Annotated in this window: 20 protein-coding genes; 5 read left to right on the forward strand and 15 right to left on the reverse strand. The window is 72.6% G+C overall.

What is annotated here, in order from left to right:
* Positions 1–171: 171 nt before the first annotated feature.
* Both lipA and lipB read right to left on the reverse strand, forming a co-directional pair.
* Positions 172–1,137 (reverse strand): lipoyl synthase, encoded by a 966-nt coding sequence (gene lipA / locus ACFY6U_RS14130; RefSeq protein ID WP_351499227.1) that lies wholly within the window; start codon positions 1,135–1,137, stop codon positions 172–174.
* 131 nt (positions 1,138–1,268) lie between these two features.
* Positions 1,269–2,090, reverse strand: a complete 822-nt coding sequence (gene lipB, locus ACFY6U_RS14135) for a lipoyl(octanoyl) transferase LipB (RefSeq protein ID WP_390037939.1) — start codon at positions 2,088–2,090, stop codon at positions 1,269–1,271.
* Positions 2,091–2,338: 248 nt separating this feature from the next.
* Here lipB and ACFY6U_RS14140 point away from each other — a divergent pair, with 248 nt between their 5' ends.
* Positions 2,339–3,814 (forward strand): regulator, encoded by a 1,476-nt coding sequence (locus tag ACFY6U_RS14140; RefSeq protein WP_390037941.1) that lies wholly within the window; start codon positions 2,339–2,341, stop codon positions 3,812–3,814.
* Positions 3,815–4,181: 367 nt separating this feature from the next.
* Here the strand turns inward: ACFY6U_RS14140 and ACFY6U_RS14145 are convergent, their stop codons facing one another.
* On the reverse strand, positions 4,182–5,540 hold the full coding sequence (locus ACFY6U_RS14145; protein WP_390037943.1) for an NAD(P)/FAD-dependent oxidoreductase: 1,359 nt from the start codon (positions 5,538–5,540) through the stop codon (positions 4,182–4,184).
* Between the two features lie 160 nt (positions 5,541–5,700).
* Positions 5,701–6,594 carry a TIGR01777 family oxidoreductase gene (locus ACFY6U_RS14150; RefSeq protein WP_390037945.1) on the reverse strand — a complete coding sequence of 298 codons (894 nt, stop codon included), beginning with the start codon at positions 6,592–6,594 and terminating at the stop codon, positions 5,701–5,703.
* Between the two features lie 72 nt (positions 6,595–6,666).
* On the opposite strand from ACFY6U_RS14150, the gene ACFY6U_RS14155 reads away from it, so the two are divergent.
* Positions 6,667–7,155 carry a GNAT family N-acetyltransferase gene (locus tag ACFY6U_RS14155; RefSeq protein ID WP_390037947.1) on the forward strand — a complete coding sequence of 163 codons (489 nt, stop codon included), beginning with the start codon at positions 6,667–6,669 and terminating at the stop codon, positions 7,153–7,155.
* A gap of 14 nt (positions 7,156–7,169) precedes the next feature.
* Here the strand turns inward: ACFY6U_RS14155 and ACFY6U_RS14160 are convergent, their stop codons facing one another.
* A complete protein-coding gene (locus ACFY6U_RS14160) occupies positions 7,170–8,354 on the reverse strand; it encodes a MarP family serine protease (protein ID WP_390037949.1) in 1,185 nt (394 codons plus the stop codon).
* Positions 8,355–8,544: 190 nt separating this feature from the next.
* Here ACFY6U_RS14160 and ACFY6U_RS14165 point away from each other — a divergent pair, with 190 nt between their 5' ends.
* Positions 8,545–9,423: a peptidoglycan recognition protein gene (locus tag ACFY6U_RS14165; protein WP_390037951.1), complete on the forward strand. Its 879-nt coding sequence runs from the start codon at positions 8,545–8,547 to the stop codon at positions 9,421–9,423.
* Positions 9,424–9,495: 72 nt separating this feature from the next.
* Positions 9,496–9,747: a hypothetical protein gene (locus ACFY6U_RS14170; RefSeq protein ID WP_390037953.1), complete on the forward strand. Its 252-nt coding sequence runs from the start codon at positions 9,496–9,498 to the stop codon at positions 9,745–9,747.
* Between the two features lie 18 nt (positions 9,748–9,765).
* On the opposite strand, the gene ACFY6U_RS14175 is transcribed toward ACFY6U_RS14170, so the two are convergent.
* From ACFY6U_RS14175 to ACFY6U_RS14205, 7 genes are all read right to left on the reverse strand, one after another.
* Positions 9,766–10,284 (reverse strand): DUF4240 domain-containing protein, encoded by a 519-nt coding sequence (locus ACFY6U_RS14175; RefSeq protein WP_390038641.1) that lies wholly within the window; start codon positions 10,282–10,284, stop codon positions 9,766–9,768.
* A gap of 97 nt (positions 10,285–10,381) precedes the next feature.
* Complete coding sequence (aceE, locus tag ACFY6U_RS14180) at positions 10,382–13,084, reverse strand: pyruvate dehydrogenase (acetyl-transferring), homodimeric type (RefSeq protein WP_390037955.1); 2,703 nt, start codon at positions 13,082–13,084, stop codon at positions 10,382–10,384.
* 652 nt (positions 13,085–13,736) lie between these two features.
* Positions 13,737–14,360 (reverse strand): GntR family transcriptional regulator, encoded by a 624-nt coding sequence (locus tag ACFY6U_RS14185; RefSeq protein WP_351954555.1) that lies wholly within the window; start codon positions 14,358–14,360, stop codon positions 13,737–13,739.
* A 172-nt stretch (positions 14,361–14,532) separates the two neighbouring features.
* The gene (sucB, locus tag ACFY6U_RS14190; protein WP_390037957.1) at positions 14,533–16,341 is read right to left on the reverse strand and encodes a 2-oxoglutarate dehydrogenase, E2 component, dihydrolipoamide succinyltransferase; all 1,809 of its coding nucleotides are present in this window, start codon (positions 16,339–16,341) and stop codon (positions 14,533–14,535) included.
* A gap of 60 nt (positions 16,342–16,401) precedes the next feature.
* Positions 16,402–17,790, reverse strand: a complete 1,389-nt coding sequence (gene lpdA / locus ACFY6U_RS14195) for a dihydrolipoyl dehydrogenase (RefSeq protein ID WP_390037959.1) — start codon at positions 17,788–17,790, stop codon at positions 16,402–16,404.
* Between the two features lie 335 nt (positions 17,791–18,125).
* Positions 18,126–19,664 carry a leucyl aminopeptidase gene (locus tag ACFY6U_RS14200; protein WP_390037961.1) on the reverse strand — a complete coding sequence of 513 codons (1,539 nt, stop codon included), beginning with the start codon at positions 19,662–19,664 and terminating at the stop codon, positions 18,126–18,128.
* 314 nt (positions 19,665–19,978) lie between these two features.
* A complete protein-coding gene (locus ACFY6U_RS14205; protein WP_390038643.1) occupies positions 19,979–20,767 on the reverse strand; it encodes an adenosylcobinamide-GDP ribazoletransferase in 789 nt (262 codons plus the stop codon).
* Between the two features lie 88 nt (positions 20,768–20,855).
* On the opposite strand from ACFY6U_RS14205, the gene ACFY6U_RS14210 reads away from it, so the two are divergent.
* Positions 20,856–21,659, forward strand: coding sequence for a hypothetical protein (locus ACFY6U_RS14210; RefSeq protein WP_390037963.1), 804 nt, complete (start codon positions 20,856–20,858; stop codon positions 21,657–21,659).
* Here ACFY6U_RS14210 and ACFY6U_RS14215 read toward each other — a convergent pair.
* From ACFY6U_RS14215 to cobT, 3 genes are all read right to left on the reverse strand, one after another.
* Positions 21,560–22,321, reverse strand: coding sequence for a hypothetical protein (locus ACFY6U_RS14215; RefSeq protein ID WP_390037965.1), 762 nt, complete (start codon positions 22,319–22,321; stop codon positions 21,560–21,562). The two genes, ACFY6U_RS14210 and ACFY6U_RS14215, sit on opposite strands and share 100 nt — an antisense overlap.
* A 10-nt stretch (positions 22,322–22,331) precedes the next feature.
* Positions 22,332–24,128: a phosphatidylglycerol lysyltransferase domain-containing protein gene (locus ACFY6U_RS14220; RefSeq protein ID WP_390037967.1), complete on the reverse strand. Its 1,797-nt coding sequence runs from the start codon at positions 24,126–24,128 to the stop codon at positions 22,332–22,334.
* Between the two features lie 133 nt (positions 24,129–24,261).
* Complete coding sequence (gene cobT, locus ACFY6U_RS14225; RefSeq protein WP_390037969.1) at positions 24,262–25,332, reverse strand: nicotinate-nucleotide--dimethylbenzimidazole phosphoribosyltransferase; 1,071 nt, start codon at positions 25,330–25,332, stop codon at positions 24,262–24,264.
* Positions 25,333–25,368 lie beyond the last annotated feature (36 nt).

Here is a 25,368-nt window from a genome sequence, read left to right on the forward strand (position 1 = left end):
CCGGTCAAACGCCAATGAAACCTTGATACGCGGGCCCGGAACGCCGACGCGGCCCTGACGGCGTCCTCATCAGCGAGGACTGTCAGGACCGCGTCCATTCGGTCACTACTGGTCAGTAATAGTTTGTGCGTGAATTCACACGCTCGGCGGCGGGGCCGGTCCGGACCGCCGTCACACCGCCTGCGCGGCGACGAACGCGCCCCGCTTCTCGACGGCCATCTGGTACAGGCGGCCGGCACGGTACGAGGAGCGCACCAGCGGGCCGGACATGACACCGGAGAAGCCGATCTGCTCGGCCTCCTCCTTCAGCTCCACGAACTCCTGCGGCTTGACCCAGCGCTCGACGGGGTGGTGCCGCACGCTCGGGCGCAGGTACTGCGTGATGGTGACCAGCTCGCAGCCGGCCTCGTGCAGCTGGCGCAGGGCGTCGCTGACCTCCTCGCGGGTCTCGCCCATGCCGAGGATGAGGTTGGACTTGGTGACCAGGCCGAAGTCGCGGGCGGCCGTGATGACCTTGAGCGAGCGGTCGTAGCGGAAGCCGGGGCGGATCCGCTTGAAGATCCGGGGCACGGTCTCGACGTTGTGCGCGAAGACCTCGGGGCGGGCCGAGAAGACCTCGGCGAGCTGCTCGGGGACCGCGTTGAAGTCGGGGGCGAGGAGCTCGACCTTGGTGCGGCCGGCCTCGCGCTCCGCCGTCTGCGCGTGGATCTGGCGGACCGTCTCCGCGTACAGCCAGGCGCCGCCGTCCTCCAGGTCGTCGCGGGCGACGCCGGTGATGGTCGCGTAGTTCAGGTCCATGGTGACCACGGACTCGCCGACGCGGCGCGGCTCGTCGCGGTCGAGTGCCTCGGGCTTGCCGGTGTCGATCTGGCAGAAGTCGCAGCGCCGGGTGCACTGGTCGCCGCCGATGAGGAAGGTCGCCTCGCGGTCCTCCCAGCACTCGTAGATGTTCGGGCAGCCGGCTTCCTGGCAGACCGTGTGCAGGCCCTCGCTCTTCACGAGGTTCTGCATCTTCGTGTACTCGGGGCCCATTTTCGCCCGGGTCTTGATCCACTCGGGCTTGCGCTCGATGGGGGTCTGGCTGTTGCGGACCTCCAGGCGCAGCATCTTGCGTCCGTCGGGTGAGACTGCGGACACGACCGGCTCCCTAGCGATTGATTCTTCGGCGACCTTCAGGGTACGCCCGTTGATTTGAATGCCCGGTGTGGGTGCTGGCCCCTGGGGGCTGCCGCCCCCAGACCCCCGCTTCGGCCTGAACGGCCTCGTCCTCAAACGCCGGACGGGCTGACGGTCACTGGTGTTTTCTCGATCACCCTCGGCTTGAGTTCCGCGTTCTCCAGGACGTCCTTCAAGTGCCGCTCCACCACCGGCAGCACCTCCTGGATCGTCACGTCCCGGCCGAGCTCGCCCGCGAGGGAGGCGACGCCGGCGTCCCGGATGCCGCACGGGATGATCTTGTCGAACCACTTGTTGTCCGGGTTCACGTTGAGCGCGAAACCGTGCATGGTCACGCCCTTGGCGACGCGGATGCCGATGGCGGCGATCTTGCGGTCCTCGCGGCGCTGGCCGGCGTTGGAGGGAGCGTACTCCGGGCCGTTGAGGCGGGGGTCGAACTCCTCGTCCGTCAGCCGCGGGTCGAAGTCCAGGGAGAGGCCGCCGAGGGCCTGCGGCCGCTGCTCGACCGGGTCGCCGAGCACCCACACGCCGCTGCGCCCCTCGACCCGGGTGGTCTCCAGGCCGAACTCGGCGCAGACGCGGATCAGCGCCTCCTCCAGACGCCGGACGTGGGCGACCACGTCCACCGGGCGCGGAAGCTTCTGGATCGGGTAGCCCACCAGCTGGCCCGGGCCGTGCCAGGTGATCTTGCCGCCGCGGTCCACGTCGATGACGGGGGTGCCGTCGAGCGGCCGCTCGTTGTCCGCGGTGCGGCGGCCCGCCGTGTAGACGGGTGGGTGTTCGAGCAGCAGGACCGTGTCGGGCGCCTCGTCGGCGAACCGCGCCGCGTGCACCCGGCGCTGCTCGTCCCACGCCTCCTGGTACTCGACGGCGTCCGCGCCGAACCCCATACGGACGAACCGCAACTCACTCACGGCAAGCGCCTCCCTCAGGCGATGGGTGTGTCAGGCACATAACGCGCCCAAGCCACTGTACGTCCGTCCGTTGCGCGTCAGCCCCGGGGCCAATCCTCACACGATCGGATGAATGAGCGTCGAGATGTGCGATCGACTGCTCACTCTCCGCTACATTCGCGCCGTCCAGGAGCACCAAAAGGGCTGCTCACCGGCAATCCGGGCACAAGCGACCGAGCTGAGCCAGAAGGCAGGAGACCGCACCCCAGATGACGGACCGACCCGCGCAGCGCACCCCCAACCGCCAGCTCGCCGCGCTCATCGCAGAAGCAGGGTTCTCCAACGCGGGTCTGGCCCGGCGCGTCGACCAACTCGGACTCGAACACGGGCTGGATCTCAGATACGACAAGACATCGGTCACCCGGTGGCTGCGCGGCCAGCAGCCCCGGGGGACCACCCCCGCCCTGATCGCCGAGGTCTTCACCCGGCGCCTCGGCCGCCGGCTCACCGCCCAGGACCTGGGCCTCGACGCCTGCGCCCCGGTCTACGCCGGGCTGGAGTTCGCGGCCACCCCCGAGGAGGCCGTCGACATCGTCAGCGGGCTGTGGCGCAAGGACTCCGGCAGCCACGCCGAGCTCCGCAAGATCGCCTTCACTCCGGCCGGGCTGGTCGTCCCCAGCCGGGACTGGCTGATCGGCCGCGCCGACGACAAGGTGGCCCGTGGCGAGCCGGCGGCACCGGCGGCCGCGGCGCGGGTGCCGGCCCAGACCCGGCCCGCCGCGCCCAAGCCGCTGCCGCTCGCACCGGTGCGGCCGCGCGGGCAGGCCGAGCGCGGGCCCGGCCAGAAGGTGACCGGCGGCGACATCGCGGCGCTCCGCTCGGTCGGCGAACTGTTCCGCTCCCTCGACGACCAGTACGGCGGCGGTCACGCCCGGCAGGCCCTCGTCCGGTACCTGGAGCACGAGTGCGAGCCGATGCTGCGTGGCACGTACGGCGAGCAGACCGGACGCAGGCTGTTCGGCGCGGCGGCCGACCTGACCCGGCTCGCGGGCTGGACGTCGTACGACATCGCCGCGCACGGCCTCGCCCAGCGCTACTTCGTCCAGTCGCTGCGGCTCGCCCAGGCGGCGGGGGACCGGTCCTACGGCTCCTACGTCCTCGTCACCATGAGCCGCCAGGCGGTCTACCTCGGCCACGGCCGGGAAGCGGTGCAGCTCGCGCGCGTCGCCCAGCAGGGCGTGGGCACGAGCGCCCCGCCGGTCGTCCAGGCCCTGCTGCACGCGGCCGAGGCGCGCGCCCACGGGGTCCTCGGCGAGGTGCGCGCCTGCACGGGCGCCCTCGTCCGTGCCGAGCGCGCCCTGGAGGCGGCCCGTCCCGGCGACGAAGTCCCTTACTGGGCGCGCTTCTTCGACGAGGCCCAGCTCGCCGACGAGTTCGGCCACTGCCACCGCGACCTCCAGCAGTTCCGCGCGTCCGCGCAGCACGCCGAGCGCTCCCTCCAACTCCGTGCGCCCTCCTACGCCCGCAGCCGCCTCTTCTGCCGGGTGGTCCTCGCCACGGCCCGCCTGGGCCTCGGTGAACTCGACCAGGCGTGCGCGCTGGGTGTGGAGGCGGCGGGTGCGGCGGCGGAGATGCGCTCGGTACGGGCGACCGAGTACGTACGGGACTTCGAACGCCGACTGGAGCCGTACAAGGACGCGGCGCCGGTGAAGGGGTACCGGGAGAAGGTCGCCGCCCTGACCTGACGGTCCGCTGCGGCTGCACCTTCCTTCCGCCGTAATGGCGATCAGCCACGACGGCGCCGTTCGGCGGTGCCGAGCCGGCCGTCGCCACGCGCCGTTGCCGGTTCCGGTCGGCGGCCGGGTGTCGCGCCGTCGTGGCTGCTCGCGCAGTTCCCCGCGCCCCCAACGGGGCGCTGTGCGGCGCCCCCTTCCTTCCGCCGTAATGGTGATCAGCCACGACGGCGCCGTTCGGCGGTGCCGAGCCGGCCGTCGCCACGCGCCGTTGCCGGTTCCGGTCGGCGGCCGGGTGTCGCGCTGTCGTGGCTGCTCGCGCAGTTCCCCGCGCCCCCAAGGGGGCGCTGTGCGGCGCCCCCTTCTTGCAGCCCCGGCGCTATGCGGCCCGGCGTTGCGCAGGCTCTGCTCGGGTCATGGAGCCTGCGGTGCCCAGGTCTGTGAGGATCGCTGCCGTTGCCCGGTGGGCTGAATGCAGGGCTCCCTGGACGGTGCTGGTGTCGCGGTGGTCGCCGCAGACGTAGAGGCCGGCCAGGAGGCGGACGGGGCGGCGGAGGTCGTGCGGGGGGCGCATGGCGGGGATGGCCTCGGGGGTGTGGTGGACGGCGAGGGTCTCCCAACGGCGGGTGGATGTGCCGTAGAGGCGGGCCAGGTGCATGCGGACCGCGGTGTCGATGTCCGCGGGGGGTGTGCCGAGGAGGGTGGAAGAGATCAGGGCGCGGCCCTGGGGGGCCCGGCTCGGGTCGATGTTGCTGACGACGGAGGTGTGGGAGACGGGGCCGCCCCGGTCGGCGTCCAGGAGGAGGGACGTTCCGGTCGTGAGCGCCGCCGCTTCGTCCGTGGTGTGGTGGACCACCGTCACCCGGTGGAAGTCCGGGACGCGCAGGCCCGGGAGCAGCTCGGCGGCGGCCCTCGCGTCCGTGGCGAGCAGCACCGCACGGCAGCGGATCTCGCCGTGGTCGGCCGTCGTCACCGACGTGGTGGAGACCGAGGTGACCCGTACGCCGGTGTGGACCGTGCCGGGCGGGAGGGCACGGGCCAGGAGGTCCGGGAGGACCTCGGCGCCGCCCTCCGGAACGCAGAGCCGTCCGCTCGCGAAGGAGCGCAGGGCGAGGTCCGCGCAGCGGCTGGACGTCGTCAGCTCGGGGTCGCAGAGGAGGGCCGCGAGCAGCGGGCGCAGGAAGCCGTCGATCGTGCGGGCGGGTACCCCGCGCTCCGCGAGGGCGTGGGCGGCGGGGAGCTCCGGGCGGGCGAGGATGCGTTCGACCGGGGTCGTGGCGATGCGGCCCAGCGCGGCGCCCAGGCGGGCCTGGTCGACCGCGCCGCCCATCGGCGCGGTCGACCGCGGCGGCGCCACCGGCGAGCCGCCCCTGGGGGCGCTTGCCAGGGCGCGCACGGCGTACAGTGCGCCCCTCGCGCTTCCGCCGCCCGCCGGAGCGCCGGCCCGATGCCTGCGCCCGTCCCGATGCAGCAGCACGCCGGGCGCGTACCGGCGCAGAACCAGGTCGTCCAGTCCCGGGGCGAGGCGTAGCTCCGGATAGGACGTGGACAGGAGCTGCCCGATCCGGTCGAGCCGGAAGCCGTCCACCTTCTCGGTCGACATGCGTCCGCCGACGTAAGGGGCGGCCTCCAGGACCGCGGTCGTCACTCCTGCGCTGTTCAGCCGATGAGCCGCGGAGAGTCCGGCGATACCGGCCCCCACGACGACGACGTCCGCCTGGTACGCGGGCTCATGCACGAGGCCCCTCCTCGATTGCGCGTCCGGTGGAGACGTGATGCCCCCAACAAGCTCCGGGGATACCCGAGTTCGGGTCGAGGTTAGGGCGGTGACCGGTCAAGGACAGTCGCGCATGAACAGGGCACGGTCGCACACCGGTCGCATACGGTCACACGGGCCGTCAGGCCGCCCGGATCGCGTCCTCGATGCCCGGGAACGCGAAGGTGAACCCCGACTCCAGCAGCCGCTTCGGCACCACCCGTTGGCTGCCGAGCACGTCCCCCGCCATCTCGCCGAGCGCCGCCCGCAGCACCGGGGAGGGCACCGGGAAGAGGGCCGGGCGGCGCAGCACCCGGGCCATCGCGACGGTGATCTCGGCGTTGGTCAGAGGATGTGGTGCGGTGAGGTTGAACGGGCCCGACAGACCCTCAGTCTCCATCAGGAACCGGATCGCTGCCACCTCGTCGTGCAGCGCGATGAACGACCAGTACTGCCGGCCGTCCCCCAGCCGGCCGCCGAGCCCGGCCCTGAAGAGCGGGAAGAGCCGGCCCCAGGCCCCGCCGCCACGGGCCACCACCAGTCCGGTGCGCGTGAACACCGTCCGTACGCCCGCCTCCTGCGCCGGGGCCGCCGCCTCCTCCCACTCCACGCACAGCGACGGCAGGAAGCCGTCCCCGGGCGGGGCGTCCTCGTCCACGGCCCGGTCGCCGGTGTCGCCGTAGATGCCCATCGCGCTGCCGCTCACGAACACCCGCGGCGGGTCCGGCATCGCCGCCACGGCCTCCGCGAGCGCCGCCGTGCCGAGTACCCGGCTGTCCCGGATCTCCTGCTTGTAGGCGGCCGTCCAGCGCCGGTCGCCGATCCCGGCCCCGGCGAGGTTCACCACCGCGTCGCAGCCGGCCAGGCCCGCGGTGTCCACGTACTGCCCTCCCGGGTCCCAGCAGACCTCCTCGGCGCCCCGGGCGGCGCGCCGCACCAGGCGCACCACCTCGTGCCCGTCCGCCCGGAGGGAGCGCACCAGGGCGCTGCCGATGAGGCCGGACGCGCCGGCCACCGCGATACGAGAGCGTTCCATGGGCACCAGCATGCCGGGAATCAGCGCGGAAAACCCGTGAGGGTCCGCTGTCGGCCGTCCTAGGGTGACCGCATGCCCGATCCGTACATACGCACCGCCCTGCCCGACGACGACGAGGAGCTCTCCGCCCTCGACCGCGCGACCTGGTCGTACCTGCACGCGGTCCTGCCGCCGCCGCAGCCGCCGTACGACCCCTTCTTCAGCGAGCGGCACGCCCCCGAGGACACCCTGGTCGCCGAGCTCGACCGGCGCATCGTCGGCTACGTCCGCCTCGGCCTCGCCTACAAGATCGCCTCCAACGCGCACGTCCGGCAGATCCAGGGCCTCGCGGTCGCCGAGGAGGCCCGCGGCCGGGGCGTGGCGCGGGCGCTGCTGCGGGCGGCGATGGAGGAGGCCCGCCGCCGCGGCGCCCGCCGGATCCGGCTCGGCGTCCTCGGGCACAACACCCCGGCGCGCCGGCTCTACGAGTCGGAGGGCTTCGCCGTCGAGGGCGTACTGCCCGGGGAGTTCTTCCTGGACGGCGAGTACGTCGACGACGTGGTCATGGGCCGGCCGCTGTGACGGCCGGGACGTGATCAGGGCGTGATCAGTTCGCCCGTGTCCACCGGCGAGGTGGCGTGCGCCGCGCGCGACGCGTCCGTGGCCACCTCGTCGGCGGTCAGCACGTACCCCGTCTCGTCGTCGGACGTGGAGCGGGCGAACACCACGCCGTACACCTTGCCGCCGGTGGTCAGCAGCGGACCGCCGGAGTTGCCGGGGCGGACCGTGGAGCGGATCGAGTAGATCTCCCGGGTCACCGTGGCGTCGCCGTAGATGTTCTGGCCGGTGGCCTGCACCTTGTTCGCCACGGTGGCCGCCTGCAGGTTCAGGTCGCCGTCCTGCGGATAGCCGGCCACCACCGCGGAGTTCCCGCGCGCCGCGCTCGTGTCGAACCTCAGCACCGGAGCCCGCAGCTGCGGCACGTACAGCACCGCCACGTCCCGGTCCGGGTCGAAGAGGACGACCTGCGCGTCGTAGGACGGACCGACCCCGCCGATCCGCACGCTCGGGTTGTCGATGCCGGCCACCACGTGCGCGTTGGTCATCACGTGCTCCGGCGCGAAAACGAACCCGCTGCCCTCGCGGCCCTGGGTGCCGGAGGAGCCCTCGATCTTGACCGTGGAGCGCTTGGCCGCGTTCGTGGCCGCCGCCGTGACGTTGTCCCCGGAGGGCTTGGCGACCCGGGCCGTCGACTCGTTCTCGAACGGGTTGAAGACCTGCGGGAAACCCGCCTCGGTCAGCGCCGAGGTGGCCCGCGAGAACCAGGCGGGCGTGGTGTCCGGCATGGTGTCCTGCACGGCGCCGAGCAGCTTCGAGTCCCGTATCGCCGTCGTCACCGCGGGCGACGAGGACGCGCCGAGGACGCTCGCCGCCACCCAGGACACGATCAGCACCGCCACCGAGTTGGCGACCGCCCCGCCTATCCCGTCGGCCACCCTGAGCGGCCCCTCGTCCAGCTCGCGGCGCAGCCGCAGCGCCAGCCGCCCCGCCAGCTCGTGCCCCACCACCGCCGGCACCAGCACCGTCAGCACCGCGGCCACCGTCGCCGTCGCCGTCCCGCGCGTGACCAGCTCCATCACCCACGGCAGCACCCACACGCCGATCACCGCGCCGCCCACGAACCCGGCCAGCGACACGCAGCCGGCCACCAGCCCGCGACGGTAACCTGACGCCGCGTAGACGAGGACCACCAGTACGAGCACCAGGTCGAGCAGGTCCACGGAGCCGCCTTTCTCTCGGTGCCCTTAATACGGTCGGGACAGGTCCGGTGATCAGTTCACGGGCGCGAGGCCCCCGGGAACCGGCCACGCGGGCGTGTACCCCCTGAAACGCCCCGGACCGGGACGATGGTTCCACCAGGTGGCACAGCACACATCGCGGGCGCAGTCGATCACTCCGAGAGTGATTGCCATGCGTGTCTTCCCAAGAGCGGGGCGGCGCACCCGGATCACCGCCCTGACGCTGCTCGGCTGCCTGCCCGGCGTCGTCGCCGTCCTCGCCCTGGTGCTGTCCGCCCGGGGCGCCGACCGGTCCGTCGCGATCCACCTGGCCGCGCCCGAGCCCGCCGGCCCCGCCGCCCGCCACCGGGCACCGCGGCCGTACATCGTGCCGCGCTCGGCCTGGCTGGACGGCTCCGTCCGCCGCACCCAGCCGCCGCCGCGCTACGACGACCAGGTCGTCGCCGTCTTCGTGCACCACACCGACTCGCCCAACGGCTACTCCTGCGCGCAGAGCCCCGAGATCATCCGCCGCCTGTACACCGGCCAGACCGGCGACCGTGCCTGGGACGACATCGGCTACAACTTCCTCGTCGACCGGTGCGGCACCATCTACGAGGGCCGCGCGGGCGGCGCGGACCGGGCCGTCACCGGCGCGCACACCCAGGGCTTCAACCACCGCACCGCCGGCATCGCCGCTCTCGGCACCTTCACCGCCGGGGTACCCGTGCCGCGCGCCATGACCGACGCGATCGCCGCCGTCGCCGCCTGGAAACTCGGGCTCGCCGACGTCGACCCGCGCGGCAGCGCCCGGCTGGTCTCCAGCAACGGCCTCAGCCGCTACCGGGAGGGCACCACCGTCGCCCTGCCCGCCGTGGCCGGCCACCAGGACGGCTACCGGACCAACTGCCCCGGAGCCGCCCTCGCGGCCCGCCTCCCGGAGATCAGGGAGACGGCGGCCCGGCTGCAGGGCAGGGGGACCCGGGCGGGGACTCCCCTGCGGACACTCATGGAAACGGCCCCGGCAACCTTCCTCGGACCACCCGCGAAGACGTCCACAGGAACGCCATAGGCCGCACGCAGGCCGTTCAGATCCCCGCGTCCTACCGTCAGGGACATCAGAAGCCGACTGGAGGCGGGGATCATGAACAGCAGTCGTACCGAAGCCCGTGCCGAAACCCGTACGCAGGCCACGGAGAAGGCCGGTTGGGTCAGGTCGTCCAGGGGCCCCTGGGCCGTGGTCTGCGCGGTCGCGACGGTCGTCCTCGGCCCCGCCGCGGTCACCGCGTCCGCCCTCGACCAGGCCAACGCGGCGCCGATGCACCACGCGGTCAAGGCCGAGCAGACCCAGGCGTACATCCCGTCGGACGTGACTCGCCGCCGTACCGCGGCCTGAGCCGCACCCGCCCGGCCCCTACCCCTTGAAGCGGTCCCACAGCCTGGGGAACCGCTCGGCGAGCAGCCGGCCGTTCTCGAAGTCGACCGGGGTGCCCTCGGGTTCGGAGGGCGCGGGGGCGATGCCCAGGTCCGGCGCCACCGTCCCGGTGAGCTGTTCGTACGCCTCGTCCGCCGCGTACCCCAGCTCCTCGCCGTCGCCGTCGATCTCCTCGTCGAAGTCGGACAGCAGCTCCGCCAGCGCGTCCGGGTCGTGCAGCGCGCCCTCGAAGACCTCCCGGCCCTGGCCGATGAGCCAGCACCGGAAGAAGTCGAACGCGTCGTCGCTGGCCCCGTCGAGCAGCACCCAGGCGGCGCCCCACAGGTCCCAGCGGTAGGCGCGGTTGTAGCGGGCCTCGAAGTGCCGGGCGAAGTCCAGGACCACGTCGGGCTCCAGCTGGAGCAGCCGCTCCACGAGCAGGTCGGCCTGCTCCTCGGGGTCGCCCTCGGCGGACTCGCGGGTGGTGTCGACCAGCTCCCAGAACTCCGTCTCGTCCATCACGGGTCCAGCATCGTGCCTGGGCGGCGGGGGCGCACGCGGAGTGGTGCGGATTGTTATCCACCGTCACTCCGGCGTGCGCCGCCCCGTCAACCGCTCAGAGCGCGTAACGCTCCCGTGCTTCCTTCACCGCGGTCGCCTTGACCTCGCCGCGCCTGGCCAGCTGGGCCAGGGCCGCCACGACGACCGACTCGGCGTCGACGCCGAAGTGGCGGCGGGCCGCGTCGCGGGTGTCGGAGAGACCGAAGCCGTCGGCGCCGAGGGAGGCCCAGTCCTGCTCGACCCACTGCGCGATCTGGTCCGGGACCTGGCGCATGTAGTCGGACACGGCCAGCACCGGGCCCTCCGCGCCGTGCAGCGCCTGGCGCACGTACTGCACCCGCTCCTCGCCGCGCAGCAGGGCCGCGTCCGCCTCCATGGCGTCACGGCGCAGCTCCGTCCAGGAGGTCGCGGACCAGACGTCGGCGGCCACGCCCCACTCCTCGGCGAGCAGCCGCTGCGCCTTGAGCGCCCAGTGGATCGCCGTACCGGAGCCGAGCAGCTGGATGCGCGGGGCGTTCGCCGGCACCGACAGCCCGGCGGACTCCGCCGTGTTGAAGCGGTACAGGCCCTTGACGATGCCCTCGTCGATGCCGAGCCCGGCCGGCTTGGCGGGCTGCGGGAGCGGCTCGTTGTAGACGGTCAGGTAGTAGAAGACGTTCGGGTCCTCGCCCGGCGCCGACTCGCCGTACATACGGCGCAGACCGTCCTTGACGATCGTCGCGATCTCGTAGGCGAAGGCCGGGTCGTACGACAGCGCGGCCGGGTTGGTCGCGGCGATCACCGGGGAGTGGCCGTCGGCGTGCTGGAGGCCCTCGCCGGTCAGGGTGGTACGGCCGGCGGTCGCGCCGACGAGGAAGCCGCGGCCGAGCTGGTCGCCGAGCTGCCACATCTGGTCGGCGGTGCGCTGCCAGCCGAACATCGAGTAGAAGATGTAGAACGGGATCATCGCCTCGCCGTGCGTCGCGTACGCGGTGGACGCGGCGATGAAGTCGGCCATCGAACCGGCCTCGGTGATCCCCTCGTTGAGGATCTGGCCGTTCTTGGCCTCCTTGTAGTACATCAGCTGGTCGCGGTCGACCGGCTCGTACGTCTGGCCCTTGGGGGAGTAGATGCCCAGGGAGGGGAACAGGCTCTCCATGCCGAAGGTGCGCGCCTCGTCCGGGACGATCGGCACCCAGCGCTTCCCGGTCTCCTTGTCGCGGACCAGGTCCTTGACGAGACGGACGAAGGCCATCGTCGTCGCCACGTTCTGCGAGCCGGAGCCCTTGTCGAAGGAGGCGAAGGCCTTGTCGGCGGGGGCGGGCAGCGGGGCCAGGGCGTGCGTACGGCGGGCGGGGGCCGGACCGCCGAGGGCCGCGCGGCGCTCCTGGAGGTAGCGGACCTCGGGGGAGTCGGCGCCGGGGTGGCCGTAGGGCACCACGCCGTCGGCGAAGGCGCTGTCCGGGATCGGCAGCTCCAGCAGCTCCCGCATCGTCTTGAACTCGTCCACCGTCAGCTTCTTCATCTGGTGGTTGGCGTTCTTCGACGCGAAGCCCTCGCCGAGGGTGTGGCCCTTGACCGTCTGGGCCAGGATCACGGTCGGCGCGCCCTTGAACTCGACGGCGGCCTTGTACGCGGCGTACACCTTGCGTGCCTCGTGGCCACCGCGGGAGAGGTGGAAGCACTCCAGGATCTTGTCGTCGCTCAGCAGCTTCGCCATCTCGGCGAGCGCGGGGTCCTTGCCGAAGAAGTCGGCGCGGATGTAGGCGGCGTCGCGGGTCTGGTACGTCTGCACCTGCGCGTCCGGTACCTCGCGCAGGCGTCGTACCAGCGCGCCGGTGGTGTCGAGCGCGAACAGCTCGTCCCAGGCGGTGCCCCAGAGCGTCTTGACGACGTTCCAGCCGGCGCCGCGGAACTGGGCCTCCAGCTCCTGCACGATCTTGAAGTTGGCGCGGACCGGGCCGTCGAGGCGCTGCAGGTTGCAGTTGATGACGAAGGTGAGGTTGTCGAGACCCTCACGGGAGGCGAGTGCGAGGGCGGCCGTGGACTCTGGCTCGTCCATCTCGCCGTCGCCGAGGAACGCCCAGACGTGCGAGGCGGTGAGGTCCTTGATGCCGCGCGCGGTCAGGTACCGGTTGAAGCGGGCCTGGTAGATGGCCGAGAGCGGGCCGAGGCCCATGCTCACCGTCGGGAACTCCCACAGCCAGGGCAGGCGGCGGGGGTGCGGGTACGACGGGAGGCCGTTGCCGCCGGCCTCCTGGCGGAAGTTGTCGAGGTGCGCCTCGGTCAGGCGGCCGTCGAGGAAGGCGCGGGCGTAGATGCCGGGGGAGGCGTGGCCCTGGATGTAGAGCTGGTCACCGGAGCCGTCCCCCTCCTTCCCCTTGAAGAAGTGGTTGAAGCCGGTCTCGTACAGCCAGGCGGCCGAGGCGAAGGTGGCGATGTGACCGCCGACGCCGTGCTTGCTGCCCCGGGTGACCATCGCGGCCGCGTTCCAGCGGTTCCACGCGGTGATCTTCCGCTCCATCTCCTCGTCGCCGGGGACGGCCGTCTCGGCGGCGGTGGGGATGGTGTTGAGGTAGTCGGTCTCCAGCAGCTTCGGCAGCGCGACGCCGTCCGCCTCGGCGCGCTCCAGCGTGCGGCGCATCAGGTATGCGGCGCGGTGCGGCCCGGCCTCCCTGGCCACGGCGTCCAGGGAGGCCTGCCATTCGGCGGTCTCCTCCGGGTCCCGGTCGGGGAGCTGGTCGAGCGCGCTCGGCTGGATGGCCTGGGGGTCGGTCATGTCGCCGCCTTCCTCAGTCGAAGGGGGTTCCCTCATCGGTAAGGGGTTCTTCGGGGGTGCCCTTGGTCTTTGGCAGGACAGGGCTGAGGGCCCGGGTGCGAGCCCGTCGGTGACTCTAACTCCCTGATCGATGATCGATCAAAGGGTTCAAGGGCAAAACCTCTCGATTCCGAGAAAGTCGGCACGGCGTGCCTTCGGCAATGGCACCGGGTGACGTGATCCAGCCGACGTTTACGCAGGTGGGACGGTGTTTGAGCGGGGGTGTGCTCTTGTGTGGGAGGGGGGCGACCATCTCTTTTCCGCCGCGACGGCGATCAGCCGGGACGGCGCTCTTCGGCGGTGCCGAAGTGGGCGTTGCCACTCGCGCGGGTGGTGGTTGCCGGTCTGGTGCCGCGTCGTCGTGGCTGGTCGCGCAGTTCCCCGCGGCCCTGAGGGGCGCTGTTCGGCGCGCCCTTTTTTCCGCCGCGGCGGTGCTCAGCCGGGACGGTGCTCTTCGGCTGCCGAGGTGGGCGTTGCCGCTCGCGCGGGTGGTGGTTGCCGGTCTGGTGCCGCGTCGTCGTGGCTGGTCGCGCAGTTCCCCGCGCCCCTGACGACGGCGATCAGCCGGGACGGCGGTTTTCGGCGGTGCCGAGCTTGCCGCGGTCCCGGTGGCTCATGGTCTCGGGGCGCAGCCCAGGACGTGGGACTTCACGATGTCTGCGATGCGGGGGTCGCGGCGCTGGAAGGCGGCCACGAGTTCCTCGTGTTCCTCGGCGTACGACTGCTGGACCGTGCCCAGCCAGCGGATCGACAGGGCCGTGAAGACCTCGATGCCCAGGCCCTCCCAGGTGTGCAGGAGGACCGAGTTGCCGGCCGCCCGGACCAGCTCGCGGTGGAAACCGACCGTGTGCCGGACCTGGGCCGTGCCGTCGGCGTTCCGGTCGGCGTCGTAGAGGGCCGCCACGTGGGGTTCGAGGGCCGAGCAGTCCTCGGCCAGCCGCTCCGCCGCCAGCTCCGCCGCGATCGCCTCCAGGCCGGCCCGCACCGGGTAGCTCTCCTCCAGGTCGGCCGCCGTCAGGTTCCGCACCCGCACGCCCTTGTTCGGCGCCGACTCGATGAGACGGAGCGACTCCAGCTCGCGCAGCGCCTCCCGCACCGGCGTCTGGCTGACCTCCAGCTCCGTCGCGATCCGTCGCTCCACGATCCGCTCGCCCGGCTTCCAGCGCCCGCTGACGATCCCCTCCACGATGTGCTCGCGGATCTGTTCGCGCAGCGAGTGGACGACGGGCGCGGTCATGGGAGCTCCTTAAGGGCGTTTGACGTTTAGACAATAAGGCCGGACCGCCTTTCGGGAGAGGCGCACGGGGGCGCTTTCACGCAGGTGAGACGAGACTTACACGCTGCCCGGTGAGACGACGGTGCCCCGCCCGGAAGAACTCCGGACGGGGCACCGCGGAAACCGCTGGGGATCAGAGACCGAGCTCGACCTCGAACTCGCCCGCCTCCAGGATCGCCTTGACGGCCGTCAGGTAGCGGGCCGCGTCGGCGCCGTCCACCAGGCGGTGGTCGTAGGACAGCGTCAGGTACGTCATGTCGCGGACGCCGATGACCGTGCCCTCCTCCGTCTCGATGACGGCCGGACGCTTGACCGTGGCACCGATGCCGAGGATCGCGACCTGGTTCGGCGGCACGATGATCGTGTCGAACAGCGCGCCGCGCGAGCCGGTGTTGGAGATGGTGAAGGTCGCGCCGGACAGCTCGTCCGGGGTGATCTTGTTGGCGCGGACCTTGCCGGCCAGGTCCGCCGTGGCCTTGGCGATACCGGCGATGTTGAGGTCGCCGGCGCCCTTGATGACCGGGGTCATCAGGCCCTTCTCGGAGTCCACCGCGATACCGATGTTCTCGGTGTCGAAGTAGGTGATGGTGCCGTCGGCCTCGTTGATCCGGGAGTTGATGACCGGGTGGGCCTTCAGCGCCTGGGCGGCGGCCTTGACGAAGAACGGCATCGGGGAGAGCTTGACGCCCTCGCGGGCCGCGAACGAGTCCTTGGCCTGGGTGCGCAGGCGCATCAGGCGGGTCACGTCGACCTCGACGACCGAGGAGAGCTGGGCCTGCTCGTGCAGCGCCTTGACCATGTTGTCGCCGATGACCTTGCGGATGCGGGTCATCTTGACGGTCTGGCCGCGGAGCGGGGAGACCTCCAGCGCCGGGGCCTTCTTGGCAGCGGCGGCGGCCGGAGCGGCAGCGGCGGGAGCCGGAGCAGCGGCGGCGGCCTTCGCGGCCTCGGCGGCGGCGAGCACGTCCTGCTTGCGGATCCGGCCACCGACGCCGGTGCCCTTGACGGCGCCCAGGTCGACACCGTTCTCGGCGGCGAGCTTACGGACCAGCGGGGTGACGTAGGCACCCTCGTCGACCGGAGCGGCCGGGGCCGGAGCCGGGGTGACGGGGGCGGCCACCGGCGCGGGGGCCGGAGCCGGGGCGGCCGGCGCCGGAGCGGCGGCGACCGGAGCCGGAGCCGGAGCGGCCGGGGCGGGCGCGGGGGCCGGCGCGGCCGGGGCCGGGGCCGGGGCCGGGGCCGCGGGGGCCGGGGCAGCGGCGGCGGGCGCCGGAGCCGGGGCGGTCGGGGCGGGGGCGGCCGCCGGAGCGGCACCCGGGGCGCCGATGACGGCGAGCTTCGCGCCGACCTCGGCGGTCTCGTCCTCGCCGACCGTGATCTCCAGCAGCACACCGGAGGTGGGCGCCGGGATCTCGGTGTCGACCTTGTCGGTCGAGACCTCGAGCAGCGGCTCGTCGGCCTCGACGGAGTCGCCGACCGACTTCAGCCAGCGGGTGACGGTGCCCTCGGTGACGGACTCACCGAGCGCGGGCAGGACCACGTCCGTGCCGGACGCGCCACCGGCCGGAGCGGCGGGGGCGGCGGCAGCGGGGGCCGGGGCGGGGGCGGCGGGGGCTTCGGCGACCGGCGCGGGGGCCGGCGCGGCCGGAGCCGGGGCAGCGGCGGGCTCGGCGGCCGGGGCCGGGGCGGCAGCGGGAGCGCCCGTGCCGTCGTCGATGATCGCCAGCTCGGCGCCCACCTCGACCGTCTCGTCCTCGGCGACCTTGATCGAGGCCAGCACACCGGAGGCAGGGGCCGGGATCTCGGTGTCGACCTTGTCGGTCGAGACTTCGAGCAGTGGCTCGTCGGCCTCGACACGCTCGCCCTCGGCCTTCAGCCAGCGGGTGACAGTGCCCTCGGTGACGCTCTCGCCGAGCGCCGGAAGGGTTACGGAAACCGCCATGGTTTCGGTTGCTCCTTACGAATTGCGGAAGTCTGAGTCGTCGCTTGTGTCGACCGAGGGTCAGTCGTGCGAGTGCAGGGGCTTGCCGGCCAGGGCCAGGTGGGCCTCGCCCATCGCCTCGTTCTGCGTCGGGTGGGCGTGGATGAGCTGGGCGACCTCGGCGGGCAGCGCCTCCCAGTTGTAGATCAGCTGGGCCTCGCCGACCTGCTCGCCCATGCGGTCGCCGACCATGTGGACGCCGACCACGGCACCGTCCTTCACCTGGACGAGCTTGATCTCGCCCGCGGTGTTGAGGATCTTGCTCTTGCCGTTGCCCGCCAGGTTGTACTTCAGAGCGACGACCTTGTCCGCACCGTAGATCTCCTTGGCCTTGGCCTCGGTGATACCGACGGAGGCGACCTCCGGGTGGCAGTAGGTCACCCGCGGGACACCGTCGTAGTCGATCGGGACGGTCTTCAGACCGGCCAGCCGCTCCGCCACCAGGATGCCCTCGGCGAAGCCGACGTGCGCGAGCTGGAGCGTCGGGACCAGGTCACCGACGGCCGAGATGGTCGGGACGTTCGTCCGCATGTACTCGTCGACCAGGACGTAGCCGCGGTCCATCGCGACGCCCTGCTCCTCGTAGCCGAGACCGGCGGAGACGGGCCCGCGGCCCACCGCGACGAGCAGCACCTCGGCCTCGAACTCCTTGCCGTCGGCGAGGGTGACCTTGACGCCGTCGGCGGTGTACTCGGCCTTCGAGAAGAAGGTGCCCAGGTTGAACTTGATGCCGCGCTTGCGGAAGACGCGCTCAAGAAGCTTGGAGGAGTTCTCGTCCTCGACCGGGACGAGGTGCTTGAGGCCCTCGATGACGGTGACGTCGGCCCCGAAGGACTTCCAGGCGGAGGCGAACTCGACGCCGATGACACCGCCGCCCAGGATGATCGCGGACTTCGGCACGCGGTCCAGGACGAGGGCGTGGTCGGAGGAGATGATGCGGTTGCCGTCGATCTCCAGGCCCGGCAGCGACTTCGGCACGGAGCCGGTCGCGAGGAGCACGTGGCGGCCCTGGATGCGCTGGCCGTTCACGTCCACGGAGGTGGGGGAGGACAGCCGCCCCGTGCCCTCGATGTACGTCACCTTGCGCGAGGCGATCAGACCCTGCAGGCCCTTGTACAGACCGGCGATGACGCCGTCCTTGTACTTGTGCACGGCCGGGACGTCGATGCCCTCGAAGGTGGCCTTGACGCCGAACTGCTCGCTCTCGCGGGCCTGGTCGGCGATCTCGCCCGCGTGCAGCAGGGCCTTGGTGGGGATGCAACCCCGGTGCAGGCAGGTACCGCCGACCTTGTCCTTCTCGATCAGGGCGACGTCCAGGCCCAGCTGCGCCCCGCGCAGGGCCGCGGCGTAACCGCCACTACCACCGCCGAGGATCACTAGGTCGAAAACGGTGCTGGCGTCGTTCGCCACGTCACGTCCTCCATGCATGTGCGCCGTGCGCCGGTCAACAGCGACCGGTCGGCGGCTGGTGTCCGGCCGCTCTTCTTCGGCCCTGTGGGTGGGGCCCTGTCCTGCCGAGCCCCATCTTCGCACTTGTCGGAGGTGAACGAGACGCGGGGCTGGAGTGTGAGACACCACACGCTCACTTGATAACGCCGCGAGGGTCAGCGCCCCCGAAGGGGCGCGGGGAACTGCGCGATCAACCACGAACCACCCGCAGCCGCCGGACAGCAGCACCGCCCGAGCTCATGGGCGACGGGACCCCGCCCTACCCGCATGCGAGGTCCCGTCCGAGAAAACCGACGTCAGCCCAGGTCGCCCTCGGCCGTCAGCTCCGCCAGCCGCACCAGCGTCCGCACCGCGGACCCCGTGCCCCCCTTGGGCGTGTAGCCGAAGGCGCCCCCCTCGTTGAAGGCCGGTCCCGCGATGTCCAGGTGCGCCCAGGTGATCCCGTCACCCACGAACTCGCGCAGGAAGAGCCCCGCGACCAGCCCGCCGCCCATCCGCTCGCCCATGTTCGCGATGTCCGCGGTCGAGGAGTCCATCCCCTTGCGCAGGTGCTCCGGCAGCGGCATCGGCCACGCCGGCTCGCCCACCTCTTCCGCGGCCTCGTGCACCGCGGAGCGGAACGCGTCGTCGTTGGACATGATCCCGAACGTCCGGCTGCCCAGCGCCAGCATCATCGCGCCGGTCAGCGTCGCCACGTCCACGATCGCGTCCGGTTGCTCCGCGGACGCCGCCCACAGCGCGTCGGCGAGCACCAGCCGGCCCTCCGCGTCCGTGTTGAGCACCTCGACGGTCTTGCCGCTGTACATGCGCAGCACGTCACCCGGGCGCACGGCGGAGCCGGACGGCATGTTCTCGGCCAGCGCCAGCCACCCGGTCACGTTGACCGGCAGGCCGAGCCGCGCCGCCACCACGACCGACGCGAACACCGCGGCCGCGCCGCTCATGTCGCACTTCATCGTCTCGTTGTGGCCGGCCGGCTTGAGCGAGATGCCGCCCGAGTCGTAGGTGATGCCCTTGCCGACGAACGCGAGGTGCTTGTCCGCGTCGGCGTGCGTGTACGACAGCTTCACCAGCCGCGGGGTCGCGGCCGAGCCGCCGCCGACGCCGAGGATGCCGCCGTACCCGTCCTTGGCGAGCGCCTTGTCGTCCAGCACCTGGATCTTGAGGCCGTGCTCCTTGGCCGCGCCCTGCGCGATCGCGGCGAACGCGGCCGGCGTCAGGTCGTTCGGCGGGGTGTTGACCAGGTCACGGGCCCGGTTCAGTTCCTCGGAGACGGCCGTGGCGCGGGCCAGGGCCGCCTTGTGGACGGCGTCCCGGGGCTTGCCGCCGAGCAGCACGCCCTCGGCGAGCGGCGTCCGGCCGTTCTTCGCCTTCAGGCTCTTGCCGGTGCCGGCACCGTTGTCCTTGTACGTGTCGAAGGAGTAGGCGCCGAGCAGCACGCCCTCGCCGATCGCGCCCACGGCGGCCGCGTCCTCGACGGGCAGCGCGAAGGCCGCCTTCTTGGCCCCGGCCAGCGCGCGGGCGGCGACACCGGCCGCCCGGCGCAGCGCCTCGGCTTCGTAGTCCGCGTCCGGGCCGGGCTCGGTGCCCAGGCCCACCGCGATGACCAGCGGGGCCTTGAAGCCTGCCGGGGAGGGCAGCTTCGTCAGTTCGCCCTCGGCACCCGAGGCACCGAGGGTCTCCAGGACCGCGGCCAGCTTGCCGTCGTAGGCCGTGTCCACGGCTTCGGCGCCCGGGGCGACGACGGGGCCCTTGGCGCCCTTGGCGACACCGATCACGATCGCGTCGGCCCGGAGGCCGGGCGCCGCTGAGGTGCTGAGAGTGAGAGCAGTCACGGTGGTGAAATCTCGCTTCCGATGTTGAGTTGCAGTGGCCGAGCGGGTGGGTCGACCGGGCCCGGGAATCGACCCTGAGGACTGCCCTCGGGTCGGGTTGCGACCGGGGCCTTCACCCCGTCGGCGAACACCCGGGACGAGCCTACGCGTGTGTATGCGTTCGCTCATTCCTGCGGGCGTTCACCTGGGGGTGGCGGCGTAGCCACTTTCCATCACACCGGGAGGCGGAGCGCACCTCGGGGGCCGTATCGATGCGCGGCTTCGGCGCGTGGGCGCGGCCGGCCCCCACCGACCCGCAGGTGCCACCCGACCCGTCAACCCCCGAACGAGAACACGACGAGCGCCGCAGTCGCCGCCGTCTCCGCGAGCGCCCCGAACACGTCCCCGGTCACCCCGCCGAACCGCCGTCGGCAGTGCCGCAGCAGCCCGTCCGTCGCGGCCTCGGCCACCACCACCGCGAGCAGCGCCCGCAGGCTGTCGCCCGCCCCCACCAACGCCCCGGCACCGGCCGCCAGCAGCATCACCGCGAACGTGACCACGGTCGCCGCCACCTTGGGCACCACCCCGGCCACCGCCGCCCCCAGCCCCTCGGCACGGGCGGCAGGCACCCCCTCCACCGCGGCCAGCGTCAGCGCCAGCCGGGCCACCGTCGCCGCGACGACCGCCGCCAGGGCACCCCGCTGCCACCCGCCGCCGTACGCCTGGGCCAGCGCGGCCACCTGCCCGAGCAGGACGAAGACGAGGGTGACGACCCCGAACGGCCCGATGTCCGACTGCTTCATGATCCGCAGGGCGTCCTCGGCGGGCTTGCCGCTGCCCAGGCCGTCGGCGGTGTCGGCGAGGCCGTCCAGGTGCAGGCCCCGGGTGAGCACGGCCGGTACGGCGACCGCGGCGACCGCGGCCACCAGCGCGCTCGCCCCGGCCGCCAGCAGCAGCGCGCCGACCGCCCCCGCGCAGGCGCCGACCGCGAGGCCGGCCAGCGGAGCGGACAGCATGCCGCCGCGGGCCGCCTCGCGGTCCCAGCGGGTGACCTTCACGGGGAACACGGTGAGCGTGCCGAAGGCGAAGCGGACGCCGTCGAGCCAGGGAGTCGCAGGGGTCACAGCCACCGGCGCAGGTTACCTGGTGGTCAGGAGGCCGCGGCCCGGCCGGACTTCGGGTGAGATGCGTCGCCGGGGATAAAGTGCGCACATGGGACATTGGCTGCAGCGGAACATCATCGAGCCGGGCAAACTCCCGCTGCTGCTCGCCCTGACCGCCTTCGTCCTGACCTTCGTGATCACACGGGTCGTCACCCGGCTGATCCGCGCCGGAAAGGGCCCGTTCGGCAACGTGAAGGCGGGCGGGCTGCACATCCACCACGTGGTCCCCGGCGTCGTCCTCGCCGTCGTCGGCGGCTTCGGCGCGGTCGCCAGTTCGCGCAACGGCCTCGGCGCGGCACTCGCCGCGATCGTCTTCGGGATCGGCGCGGGGCTCGTCCTCGACGAGTTCGCGCTGATCCTGCACCTCGGCGACGTCTACTGGACCGAGGAGGGCCGCAAGAGCGTCGAGGTCGTCGTCATCACGGCCGCGCTGGTGGGGCTGCTGCTCGCCGGTTTCTCGCCGTTCGGCGTCAACGACCTCTCGCCGGACGAACTCCAGGACCGGGGGACCGTCATCGCGAATGTCGTGGCCAACTTCGTCTTCTCCCTCGTCGCCCTGAGCAAGGGCAAGGCGCGGACCGCGATCTTCGGGGTGATCGTGCCGCTGGTCGCGATCGTCGGCGCGGTCCGCCTCGCCCGCCCCGGCTCGGCCTGGGCCCGCCGCTTCTACGGCAACCGGCCGCGCGCCCGGGCCAGGGCCCGGCTGCGCACCTACCACCACGACCGCCGCTGGTCCCGGCTCACCCTGACCCTTCAGGACTGGATCGGCGGCAGGCCCGACCGCCCCGAACCGCTGCGGCTGCCCGGCCACGGCCCCGGCCCCGGCCCCGGACCCGACCCCGGCCACCGGTGACGCCACCGGCGCCACAGCCGCCGCCCCGCCGGCACGGCCGCGCACAGCACCGCCACGCCCGCGATGGCCGCCAGGTGCTCCTTTCCGGCCAGGTTGTCCTTCAGCGCCACCTCGACCGCTATCGCGGCCGCCACCGCGCAGGTGGTGACGTAGGCGCCGTACCGCCAGCCCAGGTAGACCGCGAGCCCGACGACGGCGGCCGAGGGCCCGGTGTCCACCACCCGGGCGTCCGAGGCCGGCAGCCCCGGCGGGCCGTGCGGCCCCAGTGCGATGCCCATCCGCGCGTACAGCGTGCCGGCGAGGGTCGCCACGTACGCGATGACCAACGTCCGCGACCAGCCCAGGCACACCTCGGCGATGCCGAAGACCACCAGGATCTGGAGCAGCGCGCCCCACACCGGCAGGTCCAGCGCCGGCACGAACAGCGACAGGGGAGTGCGCAGCAGGGCCGCCCGGAGCGGGTCCGCGGCACGCACCGCCCCGACGTCCTGCACGAGGCGGTAGCCCCACGGCTGGTTCTGCGTGAACTGCAGCATCGCGGTCAGGCTCACCGCCCCGACCGTCATCGGCACCGCCCGCAGCCGGCGCTTCGCCAGCGGGCCGCGCGCGGTGGCATACAACAGCCCCCACTCGGCGCGGGCCCAGCGGGCGAGCGGCGTCATGCGGTGGTCCTCATCCCTGCACTTCTCTCTGCGCGTCCAGGTGCCGCCGGTGCAGCCACTTCGGCAGCCCCGGCGCCTCCAGAAACCCCTCCGCGCGCGCCGACGCCAGGCCGATGCGCGGAAGGTCCGCGCTCTTCTCGAAGAGCAGGAACCGGGGTTCCCAGATGGGCCGGTACTTGGCGTTGGCCCGGTACAGGGACTCGATCTGCCACCACCGGGAGAAGAAGCTCAGCAAGGACCTCCACAGCCGCAGCACCGGCCCGGCGCCGAGCCGCGCACCACGTTCGAAGACAGAGCGGAACATCGCGAAGTTGAGCGAGACCTGCGTGATCCCGATCTCCCCGGCACGCCGGAGCAGTTCGATGACCATGAACTCCATCAGCCCGTTGTCGGAGTCCCGGTCCCGCCGCATGAGATCGAGGGACAGCCCGCCCGGCCCCCACGGCACGAAGGAGAGCAGGGCCCGCAGCTCCCCCTCCCCGTCCGTGCACTCCAGCATCACGCACCGCCCGTCACGGCCGTCCCCGAGCCGCCCCAGCGCCATGCTGAAGCCGCGCTCGGTGGCCCCGTCCCGCCAGTCGTCCGCGCGCCGGATCAGGTACGACATCTCGTCCGCCGGGATGTCCTCATGGCGGCGGATCCGCACCTTGTACCCCGCCCGCCCGACCCGGTTGTACGCCTGCCGGACGGTCCGCATCGCCCGCCCCTCCAGCGTGAACTCGGCGACCTCGACGACCGCCTCGTCGCCGAGCTCCAGCGCGTCGAGACCGTGCCGCGCGTACACGGTCCCGGCCTCTTCGCCCGCCCCCATCACCGCCGGGATCCACCCGTGCGCCCGCGCCTCGCCGAGCCACGGCACGATGGCCCCCGGCCATGCCTCCGGATCCCCGATCGGATCCCCGGAGGCGAGCGACACCCCGCCCACCACCCGGTACGCGACCGCCGCCTTCCCGGTGGGCGACCACACGACACTCTTCTCCCGCCGCAACGCGAAGTACCCGAGCGAGTCCCGCTCGCCGTGCCGCTCCAGCAGGGCCCGCAGCTGTTTCTCGTCGTCCTCGGTGATCGGGTCGACCGCGCGGCGGGAGCGGAAGGCGGCGTAGAAGACGGCGAGCACGAGGAGCGTGCTGAGCACGTTGATGACGACGTTCACCCAGTTGGGCGGCGCGATGTACGGGAACCGGGAGGGGTCGGCGGCGACCGACACCAGGCGCAGGGTGCCGTAGTGCCAGCGCTCCGCAAACGTCGAACGCGTGGCGTGCGGCGCCTGGTCGGTGACGGTCACGAGGAGGGCGGCGAGCAGGGAGGCGACGAGACCGCCGCCGACGGCGACGGTGGCGGCGAGGCGCGGGTTCGACCGGTCGCCCTTCGCGTAGAACTCCCGCCGCCCGACGAGCAGGGCCACGACGAAGGCGGCGGTCAGCACGATCGAGATCCAGTTCTGCGCGTACCGCCTGATCTCCGGGAACGCCATGGCGAACGCGAACAGCGCGAGGAAGAGCCCGCTCAGCACCAGGTTGAGGATCCACGCGGCCCGCTTGCGGCGCCGCATCGTGATCGCGAGGAACGCGGTGAACACACCGGAGGCGAAGCCGGCCGTCAGCAGGTACGGCGTGAAGAAGTTCTCCTGGTTGTGCCGCCGCACGTCCTGCCCCAGCGAAACCCACACCGCGCTGAGGAAATTGACGAAGGCGACGGCCCGCAAATACCACACGGCAAAGGCGGCGGCCCGCTGGGAAACCCCGGCACCCCGCCGCCCCGGCCCACGTCCATCACACCGCTCGACGGCAATTCGGACATCTCCCATGGAGAGCGATCATATGGGCGTCCTCGCGCCAAACCCCGCCGCACGCACCCTTTTCCGTCGGACGCGCGCGTGCGCCGCGGGTCCCGGCGCCCCTCAAGGGGCGCTGCCGTCCCGGCCGTAACCCGTCGGCCCGCTACTCCTCCGGCTTCTCCTCGGCTTCGGGCTTCTCCGGCAGCTCCGCCGCCAGGGCCGCCGCGGCCTGGACCAGCGGCAGGGCCAGCAGGGCGCCCGCGCCCTCGCCGACCCGCACGCCCTGTTCCAGCAGCGGCTCCAGGGCCATCCGGTCCAGCGCCTTCGCCTGCCCCGGCTCCCCGCTGTCGTGACCGGCCAGCCACCAGTCCGGCGCCCGGAACGCGATCCGCTGCGCGACCAGCGCACACGCGGCCACCACCACCCCGTCCAGCACCACCGGCAGCTTCCGCACCGCCGACTGCAGCAGGAACCCGGTCATCGCCGCGAGGTCGGCCCCGCCGACCGTCGCGAGCAACTGCAACTGGTCCCCGAGCACCGGCCGCGCCCGCCGCAGCGCGTCCCGGATCGCCGCGCACTTCCGCATCCACGCGAGGTCGTCGATGGGGAGCCCGCCGCGCCCGGTCACCACGGACGCGTCCGTCCCGCACAGCGCCGCCACCAGGACGGAGGCCGCCGTGGTGCCGCCGACGCTGACGTCGCCGAGGACCACCAGATCGGTCCCCGAGTCCGCCTCCGCGTCGGCCAGCGCGACGCCCGCCCGGAAGGCCTCCTCGGCCTCCTCCAGGGTCAGCGCGTCCTCGATGTCGATACGGCCGCTGCCGCGCCGCACCCGGTGCCGCACGACCGCCTCGGGCAGCGCCTCCGGGTCGCAGTCCAGCGCCATGTCCACGATCCGCACCGGCACCCCGAGCTGCCGGGCCAGGACCGCCACCGGACTGGCCCCTTCCAGGACCGCCCGCACCAGCAGCTCCGCGCTGCCCGCGGGCCGGGCGGAGACGCCGAGTTCGGCGACGCCGTGGTCACCGGCGAAGAGCAGGACCCGAGGCCGTTCCACCGGCCGTACCGGTACCGAACCCTGCGCGGCGGCCAGCCACTCGCCCAGGTCGTCGAGGCGGCCCAGCGACCCGGGCGGCACGGTCAGCCGCTCCCGGCGCGCCTCGGCGTCACGGCGCACACCGCCGTCGGGGCGCTCGATCAGATCGGTGAAGTCGTCGAGATAAAGCGAGCTCATTCGCCGAACAGTACCGGCACCGAACCAACGGTTGGA

This window comes from Streptomyces sp. NPDC013157 (assembly GCF_042899865.1).
In the GTDB taxonomy this organism is placed as follows: domain Bacteria; phylum Actinomycetota; class Actinomycetes; order Streptomycetales; family Streptomycetaceae; genus Streptomyces.